The organism is Avrilella dinanensis (assembly GCF_002807015.1).
GTDB classification, from domain to species: Bacteria; Bacteroidota; Bacteroidia; order Flavobacteriales; family Flavobacteriaceae; genus Flavobacterium; species Flavobacterium dinanensis.
Window position 1 is genome coordinate 2,232,342 of the sequence record NZ_NIPO01000001.1, and the last position, 17,975, is coordinate 2,250,316.

14 protein-coding genes are annotated in these 17,975 nt (G+C 38.7%); 9 read left to right on the forward strand and 5 right to left on the reverse strand.

Features of this window, described 5'->3' with window-relative positions:
* Nucleotides 1–30: 30 nt before the first annotated feature.
* From porU to CDL10_RS10850, 3 genes are all read left to right on the forward strand, one after another.
* On the forward strand, nt 31–3,879 hold the full coding sequence (porU, locus tag CDL10_RS10840; protein ID WP_100678544.1) for a type IX secretion system sortase PorU: 3,849 nt from the start codon (nt 31–33) through the stop codon (nt 3,877–3,879).
* 42 nt (nt 3,880–3,921) lie between these two features.
* A complete protein-coding gene (gene porV / locus CDL10_RS10845) occupies nt 3,922–5,100 on the forward strand; it encodes a type IX secretion system outer membrane channel protein PorV (protein ID WP_100678545.1) in 1,179 nt (392 codons plus the stop codon).
* Between the two features lie 91 nt (nt 5,101–5,191).
* On the forward strand, nt 5,192–5,887 hold the full coding sequence (locus tag CDL10_RS10850; protein ID WP_100678546.1) for a DUF2971 domain-containing protein: 696 nt from the start codon (nt 5,192–5,194) through the stop codon (nt 5,885–5,887).
* A 57-nt stretch (nt 5,888–5,944) separates the two neighbouring features.
* On the opposite strand, the gene CDL10_RS10855 is transcribed toward CDL10_RS10850, so the two are convergent.
* From CDL10_RS10855 to CDL10_RS10865, 3 genes are all read right to left on the reverse strand, one after another.
* Nucleotides 5,945–6,967 (reverse strand): COX15/CtaA family protein, encoded by a 1,023-nt coding sequence (locus CDL10_RS10855; RefSeq protein ID WP_100678547.1) that lies wholly within the window; start codon nt 6,965–6,967, stop codon nt 5,945–5,947.
* 173 nt (nt 6,968–7,140) lie between these two features.
* The gene (locus CDL10_RS10860; protein ID WP_100678548.1) at nt 7,141–8,580 is read right to left on the reverse strand and encodes a CCA tRNA nucleotidyltransferase; all 1,440 of its coding nucleotides are present in this window, start codon (nt 8,578–8,580) and stop codon (nt 7,141–7,143) included.
* 9 nt (nt 8,581–8,589) lie between these two features.
* Nucleotides 8,590–9,159: an L-threonylcarbamoyladenylate synthase gene (locus CDL10_RS10865; protein WP_100678549.1), complete on the reverse strand. Its 570-nt coding sequence runs from the start codon at nt 9,157–9,159 to the stop codon at nt 8,590–8,592.
* Between the two features lie 207 nt (nt 9,160–9,366).
* Here CDL10_RS10865 and CDL10_RS10870 point away from each other — a divergent pair, with 207 nt between their 5' ends.
* The 4 genes from CDL10_RS10870 (at nt 9,367) to CDL10_RS10885 (ending at nt 12,636) form a co-directional block, all read left to right on the forward strand.
* Nucleotides 9,367–9,723: a hypothetical protein gene (locus CDL10_RS10870; RefSeq protein WP_133119490.1), complete on the forward strand. Its 357-nt coding sequence runs from the start codon at nt 9,367–9,369 to the stop codon at nt 9,721–9,723.
* Nucleotides 9,724–9,725: 2 nt separating this feature from the next.
* Nucleotides 9,726–10,265, forward strand: a complete 540-nt coding sequence (locus tag CDL10_RS10875; protein WP_100678551.1) for a hypothetical protein — start codon at nt 9,726–9,728, stop codon at nt 10,263–10,265.
* Nucleotides 10,266–10,330: 65 nt separating this feature from the next.
* A complete protein-coding gene (locus tag CDL10_RS10880) occupies nt 10,331–12,022 on the forward strand; it encodes a T9SS type A sorting domain-containing protein (RefSeq protein WP_100678552.1) in 1,692 nt (563 codons plus the stop codon).
* Nucleotides 12,023–12,105: 83 nt separating this feature from the next.
* A complete protein-coding gene (locus CDL10_RS10885; RefSeq protein ID WP_243389339.1) occupies nt 12,106–12,636 on the forward strand; it encodes a hypothetical protein in 531 nt (176 codons plus the stop codon).
* Nucleotides 12,637–12,702: 66 nt separating this feature from the next.
* Here the strand turns inward: CDL10_RS10885 and CDL10_RS10890 are convergent, their stop codons facing one another.
* Together CDL10_RS10890 and CDL10_RS10895 are read right to left on the reverse strand one after the other, a co-directional pair.
* Nucleotides 12,703–13,086 (reverse strand): RidA family protein, encoded by a 384-nt coding sequence (locus CDL10_RS10890; protein WP_100678554.1) that lies wholly within the window; start codon nt 13,084–13,086, stop codon nt 12,703–12,705.
* A gap of 2 nt (nt 13,087–13,088) precedes the next feature.
* Entirely contained in the window at nt 13,089–15,701 is a 2,613-nt protein-coding gene (locus CDL10_RS10895; protein ID WP_394363837.1) for a putative LPS assembly protein LptD, read from the reverse strand.
* Between the two features lie 176 nt (nt 15,702–15,877).
* Here CDL10_RS10895 and CDL10_RS10900 point away from each other — a divergent pair, with 176 nt between their 5' ends.
* Both CDL10_RS10900 and CDL10_RS10905 read left to right on the forward strand, forming a co-directional pair.
* Nucleotides 15,878–16,990: an N-acetylmuramoyl-L-alanine amidase family protein gene (locus tag CDL10_RS10900; RefSeq protein WP_100678736.1), complete on the forward strand. Its 1,113-nt coding sequence runs from the start codon at nt 15,878–15,880 to the stop codon at nt 16,988–16,990.
* A gap of 12 nt (nt 16,991–17,002) precedes the next feature.
* The gene (locus tag CDL10_RS10905; RefSeq protein ID WP_165773010.1) at nt 17,003–17,941 is read left to right on the forward strand and encodes an MlaD family protein; all 939 of its coding nucleotides are present in this window, start codon (nt 17,003–17,005) and stop codon (nt 17,939–17,941) included.
* Nucleotides 17,942–17,975 lie beyond the last annotated feature (34 nt).

Consider the following 17,975-nt stretch of genomic DNA (forward strand, 5'->3'; position numbering starts at 1 on the left):
TTTGTTCCATAATAAATAAGGACTACTTTTATGTGTAAGAAATATCTTTTAAGTTTATTGGTCTTATTCGCTGTAAATCTGTATGCTCAGCAAAGACACGTTGCGTTGAAATGGGAAGATAAAAACTACCAGACAGAAGAAAATAAAGCAGGATTACTGCCTGTATTTCAACCTGAAAATTTTCAATATATATATGACGAGCAGATTATCGAATATGCAGATATTTTTCCGGACAGTCAGTTTGCAGATGAAAATTCTGTGCAGATAACCAATGTTCGTTATGAAACAATAGACATTAATAAGTACAAAAACATCAACCCGAATAATATTTCTGCCTCCTTAAATATAAAGGTAAAAAGTGCATCGGGGCGAGGTGATATCAAAACCAGCGTTCGTTTTAGTCCGATTATCAGGCAAGGAAATGGTTATCAGAGAGTTGTTTCGCTCGATTTTACCTACTCTTACAAACGTAGTCTGGGGGTCAACAGCCTGGCAACTTCATCATTGAATCAAACACAATCGGTATTGGCACAAGGCGATTGGTTTAAGTTTAAAATAAACGAAACCGGTATTTATCGCTTGGACAAATCTTTTTTGACTTCATTGGGTATTCCTGAAAATACCGACCCGAGAACAATAAAAATATATGGTCATGGCGGGCAGATGATGCCTTTGGGCAATGCTGACAACCATCATTTTGATTTGCCTGAAATTGCTATCAGAAGTTTTGGTGAAGAAGACGGTGTAATAAACGATGGTGATTATTTTCTGTTTTATGGTGTGGGTAATAAAGGTTGGAGTGAACAAAACGGAAGCCACTTGAATTTGTACACTACCGAAACCTATTATTATATAACGTATGGCGGCAATGCAGGAAAACGCATGCAGGCACTGACAGAACCATCGGCGGCGGCTACAGTAACTTATACTACTTTTGACGAGCGGGCTTTTCATGAACAGGATTTGACGAATGTTGCTAAATTAAGCCGAAGATGGGTAGGCGAATATTTTGCGGGTAGTGGTTCACAGAATTTTATTTTGAACACCCAGCAGGCAGACACTTCCGAGCCGGCAACCCTTACCGCAAAAGTTGTTGCGTCGGCGGCAGTAGAAACCTCGTTTCGTTTTTCGCTGAACGGAAGTCAGATAGGAAACCAAACTATCGGACCAAAAAGTACCAATTATTCGGCAAGAGAAACCACTTTTACAGAACAAATCAATATTAACGGAGCAGAAACTTCTGTTTCTTTGCAATACCAAAACGGCGGCGTGCCAACTTCTGTCGGTTATCTGGATTATATCGCTATTGATTATAAAAAGAAACTTCAGGGATATGGTAAACAGTTTGGTTTTTCGGTCAAAGATGCCTCATCGCAGATTGGCGTGGCTCAATATCAGCTGTCAAATGCTCAGGATATTAACGAAGTTTGGGACGTTACCGATATATATAATCCGCAGTATCTGACTAACAATCAGTCAAATTTTTCGTTTAAATCTGCTTTGGGAGAAGTCAAAAAGTTTCATACTTTATCAAGTGGCGATGTTTATCAGCCCGTGATTTTGCCAAACAGCAGAGTGGCAAACCAGAATTTGAAAGGAACGATTTTTAATGATGGCGATGTCGATTACCTCATCATCACACACCAGAATTTACTGAATGAAGCCAACAGGCTGGCACAGTTCCACAAAAATAACAATAACCTGAATGTTAAAGTAGTTCCGGTTCATCTGATATATGAAGAATTTTCGTCAGGCAAGCAGGATATTGTGGCTATCAGGAATTTTATCAGATATGTGTATCAAAACGCATCAAATCCTGCCAACCGGTTGCGTTTTGTGAATCTTTTCGGAGATGCTTCATACGACTACCTCGACAGAGTAGAAAACAACACGAATATAGTGCCGGTTTTTCATGCAGTTCAAAACACCAACGCCAATGTATTTAATTACAATGATTGGAGTTGTTTTATGACAGATGATTTTTATGCATTGATGGACGAAGAAGAAGGGTATATTACCGGACAAAACTATTCCGGAATTGATATAGCCGTCGGGCGGATTCCGGTCAGCAACACCGTAGATGCGAGTGCTGTGGTCAATAAAATTATCCAATATCATTCGGTAGAAAACACCGGACGATGGAAAAACCAATATATCGCTCTTGCAGATGATGTGGACACTACTTCCGATATTTCTTTGCAGGAGTCGCTCGAAGTTATGGCGAGCGATTTGGAGCAGGCACAGCCTTATATTAACTTTAATAAAATATATACGGACTCTTATCAGCAGCAAGTTGCATCGGGAGGACCAAGATATCCGCAGGCAAAAAAAGATTTCCTTGACGCTTTTGATGCTGGTGCGTTAATGGTTAATTATCTTGGGCATGGTAACGAGTTAGGGCTGGCGGGCGAGCGGTTGCTGGAACCGAGTGATATCGGCAAGATGAACAATCAGAATAAATATCCGTTGTTTGCTATATTAACCTGTGAATTTACCCGGTTTGACAATCCGGAAAATGTTTCAGGAGGAGAATTATTGCTGTTAAAGAGAAACGCCGGAGTGATGGGATTGCTAGCAACAACAAGAAAAATCGGTATCAGTAATGCCAATACATTTACGATACAATTATCTAAATATTTGTTTAATATTGGTGGAATTTCTTCCAATGATATTACTATAGGAGAGGCGTTGCGACAAACCAAAAATTCGTTCTCTCAAAACGAAAAATCCATTGTGTTTTTCTTAGGCGACCCGGCGGTAAAACTGGCTATTCCGAAACCGAAAGTCGAGCTGACGCATATCAACGAAACACCGATACAAGATTTTGACGGAAGTTTGCGAGCGTTGGACAAAATCAAATTGTCAGGCGAAGTAACCAACGAAAGCAATCAGCTAATCAGTAACTTCAATGGCGATTTGGCGATACAGATTTTTGACAAAGAAATCGACCGCCAAACTTTGGGGAATGACAATGTTTACCGTTCCGGAGAGTTGTATGTGATGGATTTCAAAACCTTGGGCGAAACGGTTTTCAGAGGAAATGCAACGGTAAACAATGGTAAATTTGAAGTAGAATTTGTTGTGCCAAAAGATATTAAAACCAATATCGGTAATGGAAAAGCCAGCTTTTATGCCGTAAATCAATCTCAGCATTTAGACGATTACACCGGTTATAATAAGGATATTCAGATTGGCGGAATCAATGAAAATGCAGCCGAAGACAATAAATCGCCTGAGGTAACGTTATATATGAATGATGAGAATTTTGTGTCGGGAGGAATAACCAACGAATCGCCGTTGTTTATTGCTTATATGGAAGATGAAAACGGAATTAATACTGCTGGCGGAATCGGACACGATTTGGTGGCAATTTTGGACGGCGACGAGAATAATCCGATTGTTTTGAATGATTATTATGAAACCGAACCAGATAATTTCAGAAAAGGATTTATCAAATACCCTTTCAGCGACCTCGAAAACGGATTGCATACGCTCACATTCAAGGTCTGGGACGTTTACAATAACCCTGCCTCAGCCGAAATTCAGTTTTTGGTAGCGAAAGAAGAAGGTGTTTCGTTGAAAAATGTGTTGAATTATCCTAATCCGTTTGTGGATTATACCGAATTTTGGTTTGAACACAACCGCCCTACAGAATTACTGATGGTTCAGGTACAGATATTTACCGTTACCGGAAAAATCGTCAAAACGATTAACCAAACCGTAGTTTCGGACGGAAATCTGTCCAGAGAAATTACCTGGGACGGTCGTGATGATTTCGGCGACAAAATCGGAAAAGGCGTGTATATTTACCGATTGATGGTAAAATCAACTTTAACAGGACATCAAACCGAAAAATTAGAAAAGTTAGTTATATTGTAAGTAAAAATAAATAGTATATTTGTTGAATAAACACAGAATTAAATGAAAAAATTAACCATATTGGCTATCACAGCTTTCGCCGCTCAGGCAACTTTTGCTCAGACACCTGTTTCGGAGTATAAACAGAAAATGAGTAGAGCAATCACTACCGGAGTTCCTTTTTTATTGATTAGTGCTGATGCACGTGCAGCGGGAATGGGAGATATTGGAACAGCGAGTTCGCCGGACGCTTTTTCGCAACAATACAACCCTGCGAAATATGTTTTTTCAAAGCAGCAACAAGGTTTTTCAATCAGTTATACGCCGTATATGGCGAAATTGGCGACCGATATTTCATTGGCTCAGTTGAATTATTTCAATAAGTTTAACGACCGTAGTGCTTTTGCAGCTAGTGTGAGATATTTTGGTATGGGAGAAATCCAAAAAACCAACGAAATAGGCGACCCGATAGGTACAGAAGAACCCAACGAATTTGCAATTGATGTTTCTTACGGATTGAAATTGAGCGACCATTTTTCAGGAGCAGTAGCGGCAAGGTATATCAGTTCCAACTTGGTGTCGAGTGAGGAAAGAGAAACCTCTGCTAACAGCTTTGCGGTGGATATTGCCGGTTTTTATGAGTCGGAAGAAATGCAGTTTGATGGCTTTGACGGAAAAATACGTGCCGGATTTAATTTGCAAAATTTAGGACCAAAAATTTCCTATGCCGAAGGACAAGAGGATTTCCTACCGTCAAATTTGAGATTGGGTGGTGGATTTGATTTCATTTTAGATGAGCATAACAAAATTGCTACACATATTGAATTGACTAAATTGTTGGTTCCGTCACGCCAAGTGCCTGAAGATTTGAATAATGACGGGGTAATTACGCCCGATGAAGTGTCTGCCAATAACAGAAAATATAATGAAACAGGTTGGACTTCAGGTCTTTTCAAATCTTTCGGAGATGCACCTGATGGATTTGGAGAAGAAATGAGAGAATTTACCTGGGCTTTGGGAGCTGAATACTGGTATCAGGATTCATTTGCTTTCCGTCTGGGATATTTTAATGAGGCAGAAGACAAAGGAGCCCGTAGATTTGCTACACTTGGAGCGGGTTTCAAATACAATATCATTAATATCGACGTGTCGTATTTGTTCGACATGGGAGGAAACACCAACCCGTTAGACAGTACTTTGAGATTCTCGCTGACATTCAATTTCGGTCAGAAATATTACTAATCAGCAGATATCATGATAAAATCAATCCGGGAATCAATCACAAGATTTCCGGATTTTTTGTTAACTTGTCGTTCTGAAAGCTAAGAAAACTATGTTTAAAGAAAACAAAAAATTACATATTCCTGCGGAGGATACAATTATTTGGAAATATTTAGATTTATCCAAATTTCTGGATTTATTGATTTCCGAAAAGTTATTTATGGCACGTTCGGATAAGTTTGAAGACCAGTACGAAGGCACTTTCAGTGAACCGACTTATGAAGAAATCAAAAAATTACTGGAAGACAACCCCGAATATCTGGACGCGTACAAATCCAAACGGAAAAATATCGTTATCAGTAGCTGGCATGCTAATTCGTATGAAAGCTATGCCATGTGGCAGGTTTTTACCAAGAATAACGAAGGTTTGGCAATCCAATCTACGGTTGGGCGTTTGAAAGAATCATTGACCGAACCTAAGGCAGACCAATATATTGGAGAGGTAAATTATATCGACTATAAAAAAGAACACATTCCGTTTGACGATGATTTTTTCCCATTTTTGTTCAAACGAAAAAGTTTTCAGTACGAAAATGAAATCCGGGTTATTACAGATGTTTCGCACCTTGATTTGCATGTGAATGAAGGCGTGAAAATAGAAACCGACATCAACCAAATGATTGAACGGTTGTATATCCACCCGAAATCAGAAAACTGGTACAAAAAACTGGTTATCGAAGTGGTAAACCAGTTAGGTTATCGTTTTGATATTGAAAAATCAGATTTAGAAAGTGACATATTAATATAAAACCACAAAGATAAATGCTTTGTCTTTGTGGTTTTATATTTTATTGAAAAGGTATTTTTAACTAATTCTTTTCCTTGATTCCAAAACAATGCTGAACTGTAAGGCAAACATAATTGCAGCCAGTACCAAATGTGCAGCCTGAGTACCAAACGGGAAATGAATGTAATACATCATTATGCCTGTAAGGATTTCCAACAGTAAAATGAGCATTACCCAGTTGATTTTTGAACTGCCTAAATTAAGTCGCTTATTTCTTAAAAATAGATAAAGATTTACAAAAAACACCACAAAAGAAAATGTTCTGTGAATGTAAAACGTGACGTCCGGATTTTCGAGCCAAACCATTACGTCAGTAATTCCGCTTCGGGTTTGTTCGTCAATAAACTGACGTACTTGCGTTCCCAATCCGATTTGAATCAATGTAAAAATCAATGCAGCCCATGAGAACAAATAGAAGGATTGGTCGTATTTGGCTGTATATTTTCTTTCTGATTTTGCAATACGTATTAAGTAAAGCAGTGCCGCCACATTGACGAAAGCCGCAATCATGTGTGTGGTAATTTTAACGGGATTCAGTACGGAGTAAACCACTGTTGCCCCAAGCCACGCGTTAAAACCTAATAAAAACAAGACAATTCCAGACCAAAGAACAACCGATTTTTTATGTTTCCAATAGCTGAAAGATTTAAGGAATAAGATAAAACAACCTAAACCTGCTAAAGCTCCGCATAATCTATTGATATATTCCACCCAAGTGTGGTAAGGGTTAAAAACCGCATAATCGTGCTTGGTATATTCGTCCCAATGGGCTTCCTCATAAACCGCAGCTGAAGTAAAATCTTCATTGGCAACCCACAACTTTTCTTCTTTGATAATTACCTGCCCTTTTTTGTAATCATGGTCAGGTTTCCAAAGTAATTCCTGCTCATCAGTCGGCGGAATGTAATAACCAAAACACTTCGGCCAGTCGGGGCAGCCCATTCCCGAACCAGTCATACGAACCGTGGCTCCGGCAATGATGACCAGATAAACCAAAATAAGTGAAATTTTTGCCCAGCGAATGAATGATTTATTTTCCATTTTTTATATTATTAATTACTTTTTAAGTCCTTAAACACAACGTTTGCCATTGACTTTGTCGAATCTTTGATTTCCGTAGGACTCGAGCTTGCGAACAGAACGAAGTTAATCTTTTATCAATCAGCATTTGTAAAGATGTTTATAACATGACAAACATCACGCTAATTGTAATATTATTTATTCAGTTTAGGATTTACAGCTTTGATTCCGAGTTCGCCAGCTTTTTTCATCATGAAATGATACGCAGCTTCGTATTCGTTTGGAATTTCGCCTTCTAAAATAGCTTCTTTTATTGCATCTTTAATCTGTCCGATTTCCCGTGACGGCGGAAGATTGAATATTTCCATCACTTCCTCGCCTGTAATTGGCGGTTGGAAGTTACGCACGTGGTCACGTTCTTCCACTTCTACAATCTTTTGACGGACAATTTTAAAATTATTGTGATATTTTTTAAATTTCTTTGGATTTTTAGTCGTAATATCGGCTTCGCATAAGGTCAATAAGTTTTCGACATCATCGCCTGCATCAAAAACCAAACGACGTACGGCAGAATCCGTTACTTTGTCTTCGGCAATCACAATCGGACGTGAGCTCATTGTAACCATTTTTTGTACAAAACGCATCTTGTGGTTCAATGGCATGTGTAATCGCTGAAAAATTTTTTTTACCATTTTTCCGCCCAGAAATTCGTGTCCGTGAAACGTCCAGCCGTTTTTCTTGTTGAATCTTTTGGTAGGTGCTTTGCCGATGTCGTGTAGCAATGCTGCCCACCGCAACCATAAATCATCGGTGTTCGGACAAATATTGTCCACCACTTCCAACGTATGATAAAAATTGTTTTTATGCGTATGTCCTTCCACTTCCTCAACGTTGTTCAAAGCAGTTAGTTCGGGCAGAATCAAATCAAGCAAACCGGTTTCATACAGCAGTAAAAATCCGACAGAAGGCTTAGGTGTCAGCAAGATTTTATTTAATTCATCAACAATTCTTTCGCCGGAAATAATCTCAATACGTTCTGCATTTTTGGTAATGGATTGTAAAGATTTCAGTTCGATTTCAAAATTCAGTTGGGTAGCAAAACGTATGGCACGCATCATTCGCAATGGATCGTCTGAGTAAGTAATGTCCGGGTCGAGTGGTGTGCAGATGGTTTTGTTTTTCAAATCTGTTACTCCGTCGAATGGATCCAACAAATCGCCATAATCATTTTTGTTGAGTGAAAGTGCCAAAGCATTAATGGTAAAATCACGCCGGTTTTGGTCGTCTTCCAATGTACCGTTTTCAACAATCGGTTTTCTACTGTCGGACTGATAGGATTCTTTTCGTGCACCAACAAACTCAATGTCCATATCATCAAAACGAAGCATGGCTGTGCCGTAGTTTTTAAAAACCTGAACTTTTGGGTGGTGCGGAATCAGCTCCGAAACTTTCAGTGCCAAATCAATCCCACTTCCGACAGCAACAATGTCAATATCTTTTTTAACCCCGCGTTTTAACAGAAAATCTCTAACGAAACCACCGATTACATAGGCAGAAACATCTATTTCTTTGGCAGCTTGAGCAATGATTTTAAATATAGGCAGTTGTAGGGCTTCGGAATAATTTTTTGGCATCGTCACGGTTTATTGTCGGATAATTTTTACTTGTAAATCGTTTTGCAGTTTGATGATTGTTGAGGGTTTGTTGCATTTTTTGTCTTGTTCGAGCGGAACGACATAATCCACGCCAGAAATAATCCTGTAATCAATCTCGGAAAAACTGTTTGGTGTCGGAAAGCCCGAAATATTGGCTGAGGTCGAAACCAAAGGTTTCTTCATTCGTTCAATAAGCTTAAAAATAAATGGTTTCTTGACCATTCTTACCCCGAGTGAATCGTCCTGAGCAATCAAGTTTTTGGCTACATTTTTCGGACTATCCAAAATCAGTGTGGTTGGTTTGTCGGTGCTGTCCCAGATGTCGAAAGCCACCTCCGGAATCTGGCTGAAGGTATGGTATAACAATCGGTCGCCATTAACCAGTACAATCATACTTTTTTGTTCTTCACGTCGTTTGAGCTCGTAAATTCGTCTGACGGCTTCCTCGTTGGTTGCATCACAACCCAAACCCCAAACCGTGTCGGTCGGGTAGAGGATAATACCTCCTTTTTCGATTATTTCAAAGGCTTCGTGAACCACTTTGTTTATTTCTTCCATAAGTAAAAAAACAATCTTTGCAAAATTACAAATTAAAACTAAAAAGCAGATAGAAATTGAAGGGTTTAAAAAAGAAAAAAAGTAGATTTTTTTGGCGATTATAATTGTTTTTAAAGCTGTTCTTGTGATTATTTTTAGAATAAAAGCTGTTTTTTGTTTATATTAGCAAAAATGTTTAACTAAAATTAATGAATTACGGTAAGAAAAATGACTTTGTATGGTGTTTTCTGTATGGCAATGTTTGCTTTTACAGCTTGTCAGGAAGAAACAGAAATTATCCAAACTGAAGAACAGGTTACTGCCCAAAAACAAGCACAAGCTAAAAAGGGCAGCGAACCGAGAGAAGTTTCCCAATTTAGGGAAAAATTACAAGAAATCGCCCGCTCAGGGGAGAGTTATTCAGAAAGTGAAAAAGCCATGTTGCTTTATCCGGTAGCACAAAAATTGATAGATGTACACGGAATGCCCGAAGATACAACCGTTGACCCTATCTTTAAAACTACCGAGGAACAAACCGCTTATTTAGGATTTAAAAAATTTATTGAATTAGTTAAAAACAGATAATCATGAAAAAAATAATTTTGACCTTAGCCGTTCTTTTAGGAACTTTTTCAGCACAAGCAACTACGCTTTTGATAGAGAATTATTGTTCACAAGCTAGAGCAAGGATATTACACATGATGGTAGCAGGTCCAGGAGGGGAATGTCACTTTGATATATCTACGACCCCTAATTACTTTGTGATAGATCCTATGGATTCGTTTACTATTACTGATGGAGATATGCTTAATTTTCAATTTCCGTTTTTAAATGTCTATCCTTTTAGTGGAAATGTGACGTTTAGTAATCCTGCTATGAGTTTGCCTTTGCCACCTGCAGGAAATGAACCTCCTAATGCAATAGTAAACCGTTACCAGTTTATAAGTATGCGTTTTTGGTTAGACAACGCTTCTGCTGATGGAATGGTGGCAGATGTTAATGCATTAGGATATTACGAAGACTCAGCCTCTTATTCTGGAGTCTTTAATTCTTTGCCCGGTAATCCACCATATACTGTGGATTATGTAAAGGTAGGAAGTATTTACTGGTTTTCATTTAGTGATTAATATTATGCAAAGCTGTCCGATTAGAGTGATTTCTTTTCGGATAGCTTTTTTAAAGTTATGTAGTTATGAAAAAAAATATATTATTTATTCTCGCTGTGTTTAGCTTTTTTTACGGATTTGCACAGCCGGCGTACCACAAGCATTGGGGCGTGAAAACAGATTATTCTCACTCGGGGGCAGGATACGGAAATAGCTTTATGACAGACGATGCTCGTTTGTTTGAGTGCAGCTCTAATCAGGTTAGGGTGAGTGATTTGCCTAATACGGAGTCTCAGGTGTGGGCAAGTATTGGTAGTAACTCAGATACTTCTATAATGAATATAGATTATGATGAGCAAGGAAATGTATATGTTATGGGATATACTACGGCATCTGAAGGTTTTGCTACACCAGGAGTTTATAAGAGTGCGTATGACTGGGACTTGGCAGATGAAACGGAAGCTAACGGTTTTTTAGCCAAGTTTGATGCCGAAGGCGTGCTGGTTTGGTGTACTTATGCCGAATCACATTATATTGGAGGTTACCAAAGAAAGGCAATTGCTGTGGACCGTAATGGCAATGTGTACTATACGGCGGCTATTGCCAATACAGAGGTTATACCCGACGCACCTTTTCAATCCGTCTCTAACCCCGAGGATTATCTCAGCGATGAAAATTATTATACGCCTATATTGGTAAAACTGAACAGCGATGGCGAGCTGGTTTGGCGTACTTTTTTCTCTCATCATCAAACGTGGATTAGAGAAATCGCAGTCACCCAAAACAAATTGGTGGTGTATGGACAGGTCATAAAGCAATTTCCGCACGAAGTGGACCCAACTTTTTTCAGTACCGAAGGTGCTCTGATAGAAAACCCCTACCAAGACGGCTCCAATGATTTGTTTCGGGCATTTGTTAATGTGTTTAACTTTGACGGTACACGCGATTGGGGGACTTACATGAAAGATGGTTACAACTCATCTTCAGTACTAAAAGTACTGCGTACATCTGGGAACAATTTTTATATATTGCATGATAATAATGCATTTCCTTTACATGAGAATCCTTATATGGAAGTTGACGATTCAGATGTGGTAATTACCAAGTTTGGCGAAGAAGGTACACATTACTGGAGTCTGCCAACGCGGGTGAGCAATTTTGTGGTAGATGATCAAGAACAAATTTATTTATTTGACACAACAGAAGAAACGCAAGGTTATGCCACTGAAGATGCCTACCAGCCGGAAAAGTATAGCGGAATGAATACTGATGCTTTCCATCATATTGTATCGAGTGATGGTAGTGAATTGTTGTATGGCACCTATTATGGTTACGAAGGAAATGAAACCACTTCAATGATTTGGCCCATAACCAATGGGTATATTTCATTGGAAGTAACACAAAACAATTCGTCTGCGGATAATTTCATTACCCAAGGTGAGCCATTGAACGAAACATTTTCCGGAGGAAGTTACCATGGTCGTGTTTTGACATTATTTTCCGATAAACCTGCAAGTAGTACGATACATAAGCTGGAAAACGTTACACTTTACCCTAATCCGGTTATGGATATATTGTTTATTGAGCATACAGAAGGCTTTACAATTGCAGACAGCATTGAAGTGTATAATGCTTTAGGACAATGCATTATGCAAAAGAACAACATAGCTGATAATCAAATTATTTCTTTTGATACCTCATCTTGGGGCAGTGGTTATTATCTGGTCAAAGTAAAATCGGATAATAAAATCGGCACATATAAGGTTGTAAAAAAATAAATCTGTATAAAATTTGACAATACAAATAATTATATTTTCATTTGCAGAAATTTAAAAACTAACTTATTACTGTAATGAAAAAAATGTGGCGTAACATAGGGATTTTTTCTATGCTGTGTATGGCAACAACCGGCTATGCACAAGATGAGAACACAACAAAACTTTATGGAGGATTAGGAATGGGCTTAGACTATGGTGGAATTGCAGGGGCGAAAATCGAATATTTACCGATAAAAAACTTAGGTTTTTTTGCAGGGGCAGGATATAACTTGTTGTCTGCCGGTTGGAACGCGGGTGTGTCTTACAAAATATTTCTTAACGAAAAACTGTCTATCAACCCAATGGCATTTTATGGCTATAATGGGGTGTCGATTGTAGAAGGTGCCTCGAACTACAACATGACGTCTTATGGAGCAACGGTCGGAGCAAACGTGGACATAAAACTAGGGAGTAGAGGACACAAACTAAGTGTTGGTTTATTCGTGCCTTTTCGTTCCAAAGAATTTATGGACAACTATGACGCCATGAAAAATGACAGTCGAATTTCAATAGATAACGCTTTGTTGCCTGTTGCAATTAGCGTTGGTTTTAATTTTGCATTGGGCAACAATTAGAAATTTTATATATCATTTTAAAAGGACACAGAATATTCTTGTGTCCTTTTTAATTTCTACAAGTGTTTATTTTCCACAAATCACAGAAATCTCTATATTCACATCTCTTGGTAGCCGGGCCACCTGCACACATTCTCTTGCAGGAGCAGTATCCGGATTAAAATATTGGGCATACACTTCGTTAATGGCAGAAAAATCTTCCATATCTTTGATGAAGATAGTTGCTTTAACCACGTTGTCGAATGTAAATCCGGCTTCATGCAATATGTAACCGATGTTTTTCATTACCTGATGTGTTTCATCACTAATGCCGGTATTGATGAGTTGTTTATTGGCTTCGTCGTACGGAATTTGCCCGGACACAAACAACATATTACCAAATTTAACCGACTGATTATAAGGTCCGATAGGAGCAGGTGCCTGTGTGGTATTAACAATTTCTTTTTTCATGATTATCTGTAAATTCTGTCTGGTGAGTTTCGTTTTTCGTATTTAATATCCTGTAAAATAGATGAACTGATTCCGATGAAAAAGTTCCATTGTTTATTGTAACCATTTGGTATCCAAGTAAAATTCATTCGCCATGATTTCAAATCCCGTTCAAACCGCAGCTGGGTGTAGGTAACACCTTTGTTCTTGAAATCGTAACCGCTCGAAAAACCAATCATCCAGCCGGGCGAAAGGGTAATATTTCCCGAAAACATCAGTGAATTGTTACTGATTTCATTATTCCGCCTTGCATTGTTGTAGGTCAGGGAATAAGCAATAGTCAGATTCCACGGTAGGGAATTATTGTAAAATTTATCCGGTTTTCGTTCCTCTGTTTCTTCCTGGTCAAACATACTGACCCGGTTATCTGCCAAATCAACCGATTGCCCGAACAAGTCGTCGGCCCGTCCACCGCTTTGTACATTTTTCTTGGTTTTCATGTCTTTGTCCGGATTTCCGAAAAGCGGGTCGGTGCTGGATAAAGAATAGTTTACCGTCACGTTGGCACTGGTTAGCCGGAACAAACTTCCGCCATTGTCGATATTAAGCATATCAATACGTTGCCCGGAATTATTAACCGCATACGGGTCTATCGTCGTGCCGAGATTAATCTGCATTTTGTTGTTTAAAATCGTCGTTCCGGTACTGATTCGGACGGGTGCCAGCTTGAGTGAATCGGCGGTCATATTATAGCTTGTGCCGAGATTCAGGTTGTTGAGCAACATCACTTTTTTGGGTTCACCGTCAGGGGAATCATCATCACGGACTTTTGCCTCAAAGTTATTACCCAAGCTAAAACTCATCATATTGGACATTTGCTGACCGGGCGACCCGAAAATGCCGGACTGGAATCGGGTGTATTCTTCCATAGTTGTACCGTTGGCATCAATGGCATAACTGTCGTAATATTGTTCAAAACTCGGTGTGTAGGTGTAAGAAACCGAAGGACGCACCACGTGACGGATAGCTTGTATTTTTTTGTCATCGCCAAAATTAAAAGTCCCGTATAAAGTCGTTCCTAAATTGGCAGAAAAATTGTAAGTGCGAAAAGCGTCAAAACCGTTCACTCGTTCATCAATAACCCGATTTTCCTGGCTGTCATAGTATTTTTTGATGGTGTTTAGATACCAAACTTCGTTGTAGTTGGCACTCATCGATACAGAAAAATATCTGAACAATTTGAAATTGGTTGATATTGGAATGCTGTGTTGGACTCCGGTGTTCATTTCGTCAAACATTTGTTTTTTGAAAAATAAAGAGTCGGTTGTATTGATTTGATTTCTGGCACTTACATTATATTGCAGGTTGATATTCTGAAAAATACCTTTTTTACTACCATTTTTCGGGGCAAAAGGATAAATCCTGTCCACGCTGGCATTAAAATTCGGCAGCGACATGGTAATTCTTTGTGTGTTGATATTCTGGTTGTGATTGGCAGAAACCGTCATATTAACCTGAGGAACAGACTGAAATGTTTTGGAATAACTCACAGACGAGCTCATGGTATTATTCAGTGCCGCACCCATATTTTGCGTATTCATCGATTGCCGGAAATAATTGCTACTTCCCAGGTTGACCGATGCTGAAAACCGCGAAGTCGGATTGGCTTTGGCGTCTTGGCTGTGTGACCATTGAATATTGTAGTTTTGGGCTCTGAAATAATCCGGAAAACCGATTTCGCCCTCGATGAGATTTTCGTAACTCAAATTCACATAACCGGAATATTTATAGCGGTTGGCATAACTCGATTGCCCCTGCAAACGATAACTTCCGTTGGTGTAATAATCCCCGGACAAGGTCACGTCGAGTTTGTCACTAAATGCAAAATAATAGCCACCGTTTTGAAGGAAATATCCCCGTGCGTTATTTTCCCCGAAACTCGGAATAATAAAACCGGAAACCGCCCCCGACGACAGTGGAAAAAAGGCAAACGGCAATCCGATAGGTGTCGGCACGTCGGCAATAACCATATTGGTTACACCGGTAACGATTTTTTTGTTGGGAACCAGCTTCAGCTTTCGGGTTTTGAAATAATATTCAGGATTTTCAATGTCCTCGGCAGTAGTAAATATTACATTTTCCTGAAAATATGTTGAGTCATTTTCTTTTTTGGTTTTTTCTGCCATGATATTGAATTCGTCATATTTTGACCGTGTATTCCAGACAAAGGCTTTCTGACTGTTCATATTAAACCGAATCGAATCTGGTTGTGCTTGCTGTGCACCTTGTTTAAATTCAGGTAATTGAGTGTAGTTTCCTAAAGAATCTTTAATCCTTCCGGCATAAAGTTCTTCTTTTTCGTAATTATAAACGATAATTCCGGCTTTTAATTCAAAATCCTGATACTTGAAAACCGCTTCGTTATATAAAGTAAGGGTCTTATTTTTTTGGTCTAATTTTTCATAATCTTTCGCATCGCGGTAAACAATCGCCTCCAAACCTTGTTTTGGTTTTGATTTAGAATGATTTTTAATAGAATCGTTGGCAGTTATATTATTACTTTCAATAAAAAGGCTATCTTGTTTGTTTTCAATGGATATAGAATCTTTTTTTGACGGTATTTCCTGTGCGTGCATGAAAAAACCGCACCCTAAAATACAAAAAGTATGTAAAACGATATATATAACTTTTGTTTGCAATTTGTATAAATAGTATTTTTGTAGCTGAGGTTTGAAATTCAGTGTTCAAACTTACGTATATTTTTTTTGATAAAAATTATTTTTGCAGAGAATTTAATAAAACAAAACGAGCAATGATACAAAATGGTTTAAAGTATTTTTTGATTACACTTCTTCTGGCTTTCGGTCAGCTTAGCCATGCACAAAAGTTTAAAGTAGTGCTTGATCCTGGGCACGGAGGAAAAGATTTCGGAGCGGTGCGTACACCGTATGTAGAGAAAAAAATTGTGCTTGATGTAGCATTGAGAGTTGGCGAAATCTTAGAAAAACACAAAGATATCGAAGTGATTTATACCCGAAAAACTGATGTGTTTATTGAATTGAGAAAAAGAAGTGAAATCGCTAACAAAGCTAAAGCAGACTTATTTGTATCGGTTCACACGAATGCCTACAACGGTACGGAAGCCGTCGGGGCTGAAACATTCGTGATGGGAACGAGTAAAAACGCCTCGCATCTGGAAGTAGCCAAACGAGAGAATGCCGTAATTACCTTGGAGGACGATTATCAGATGAAATATGAAGGTTTCGACCCGAACAAACCCGAAACGATTATCGGTTTGACCTTATTGCAAGACCAATATATCGCCCAAAGTATTGATTTAGCAAGTCGCTTGCAAACCAAATTTACCTATGATTTGAAAAGAAGAAACAGAGGCGTAAAACAAGCACCTTTTTGGGTGTTGCACTCTGTGTTTATGCCGAGTGTGTTGATTGAACTGGGCTTTGTATCTAATTCAGAAGAAGGGAAATATCTTGATTCGGACCGAGGCAAGCAGGAACTGGCACAGTCTATCGCTCAGGCAATTATTGATTATAAGAAAATTCATCAGAACTCGGAACCGGAACCTGCACCAAAAACAAAAGAGCAACCAAAACCTGAGGTAGTGGAAGAACCTAAAGTTGTACACGATACGAATGATGAAACAATTAAAGGAGTAGAATTTATGGTACAAATCGCTGCAAGTAGCCGAAAAATAGAAACTGTACCATCTAATTTTAAAGGATTATCGAATGTGACAATGATACAGGAAGGTAGTTTGTATAAATATTTGTACAGACGAACCAAAAATTATGAAGTTGCCAAAGAAGCCTTGACAGAAGCGAAAAAGCATTATCCGACTTCATTCCTGGTGGCATATAAAGACGGTAAGAAAATATCCATTCAGGAAGCACTAAAAAATAACTAAATTAACGAAGCTTTGAAAATAACTAAAGAAATAAAAACAGCATTATTGGTATTGGGCTCATTGGCAATACTGATTTGGGGCTACAACTTTTTGAAAGGAAAAGATTTGTTCGGTAACAACAGAATCTTTTATGTAACCTATGAAAATGTGGAAGGACTGACCCAGGCATCTACCGTAACGCTCAACGGAATGGTTGTCGGGAAAGTCAATAAAATATCCATAGGTGACAATGCCAAAATTGTAGTTGAAATATCTATCAATAACCCGATAGACATACCTGCATCAACAGTAGCGGAAATTTATTCGCCGGGAATGCTGGGTGGAAAGCAAATCGGATTAATCGTGGATTATTCAGATACTAATCTGGCTAAAAATGGCGATTATCTGGTTTCCGGAATCAAATTGGGCATAGTGGACGGGTTGTCCGGAAAAGCCGACCCGATTATGATTAAGCTTGATTCTGTCCTATATAATGTAAACAAACTGGTTGTAGGGCTCAACAATACCTTGGACGACGATTTGAAAAACAGCTTGCACAACAGCTTGGCAGAACTCAACCAAACGTTGAAAAACGCTACGCAAATCACAAGCGGATTCAACAGAATTGTCGGTGATAATGAACAAAAAATCGGGACAATCGTTTCAGATTTTGAACAAACGTCTGGTAATCTGAAAACTATGAGCGACCAGCTGGCTCAGGCAGATTTGAAATCAACTTTGGATAAATTTGAACAAACAGCTGAAAGCCTGAGTGCCATGATGGCAAAAATTGATAATGGAGAAGGTAATCTCGGCAAACTCATCAATGATGAACAGCTGTACAACAACCTTGAAGGTACCTCAAAAGAACTGAATCAGCTGATTGAAGATATTAAACTTAATCCGAAAAGGTATATTCATATCTCGGTGTTTGGTAAAAATCCCGGACCATACGAAGAACCTAAAAAATAAACAACACACACAACAAATACAACAAAAATACTAT

Excerpts from the sequence above, each read along its gene's own strand:
- porU (WP_100678544.1), top strand. The coding sequence starts at position 31 with ATGTGTAAGAAATATCTTTTAAGTTTATTGGTCTTATTCGCTGTAAAT.
- porV (WP_100678545.1), top strand. The coding sequence starts at position 3,922 with ATGAAAAAATTAACCATATTGGCTATCACAGCTTTCGCCGCTCAGGCA.
- CDL10_RS10850 (WP_100678546.1), top strand. The coding sequence starts at position 5,192 with ATGTTTAAAGAAAACAAAAAATTACATATTCCTGCGGAGGATACAATT.
- CDL10_RS10855 (WP_100678547.1), bottom strand. The coding sequence starts at position 6,967 with ATGGAAAATAAATCATTCATTCGCTGGGCAAAAATTTCACTTATTTTG.
- CDL10_RS10860 (WP_100678548.1), bottom strand. The coding sequence starts at position 8,580 with ATGCCAAAAAATTATTCCGAAGCCCTACAACTGCCTATATTTAAAATC.
- CDL10_RS10865 (WP_100678549.1), bottom strand. The coding sequence starts at position 9,159 with ATGGAAGAAATAAACAAAGTGGTTCACGAAGCCTTTGAAATAATCGAA.
- CDL10_RS10870 (WP_133119490.1), top strand. The coding sequence starts at position 9,367 with ATGACTTTGTATGGTGTTTTCTGTATGGCAATGTTTGCTTTTACAGCT.
- CDL10_RS10875 (WP_100678551.1), top strand. The coding sequence starts at position 9,726 with ATGAAAAAAATAATTTTGACCTTAGCCGTTCTTTTAGGAACTTTTTCA.
- CDL10_RS10880 (WP_100678552.1), top strand. The coding sequence starts at position 10,331 with ATGAAAAAAAATATATTATTTATTCTCGCTGTGTTTAGCTTTTTTTAC.
- CDL10_RS10885 (WP_243389339.1), top strand. The coding sequence starts at position 12,106 with ATGTGGCGTAACATAGGGATTTTTTCTATGCTGTGTATGGCAACAACC.
- CDL10_RS10890 (WP_100678554.1), bottom strand. The coding sequence starts at position 13,086 with ATGAAAAAAGAAATTGTTAATACCACACAGGCACCTGCTCCTATCGGA.
- CDL10_RS10895 (WP_394363837.1), bottom strand. The coding sequence starts at position 15,701 with ATGCACGCACAGGAAATACCGTCAAAAAAAGATTCTATATCCATTGAA.
- CDL10_RS10900 (WP_100678736.1), top strand. The coding sequence starts at position 15,878 with ATGATACAAAATGGTTTAAAGTATTTTTTGATTACACTTCTTCTGGCT.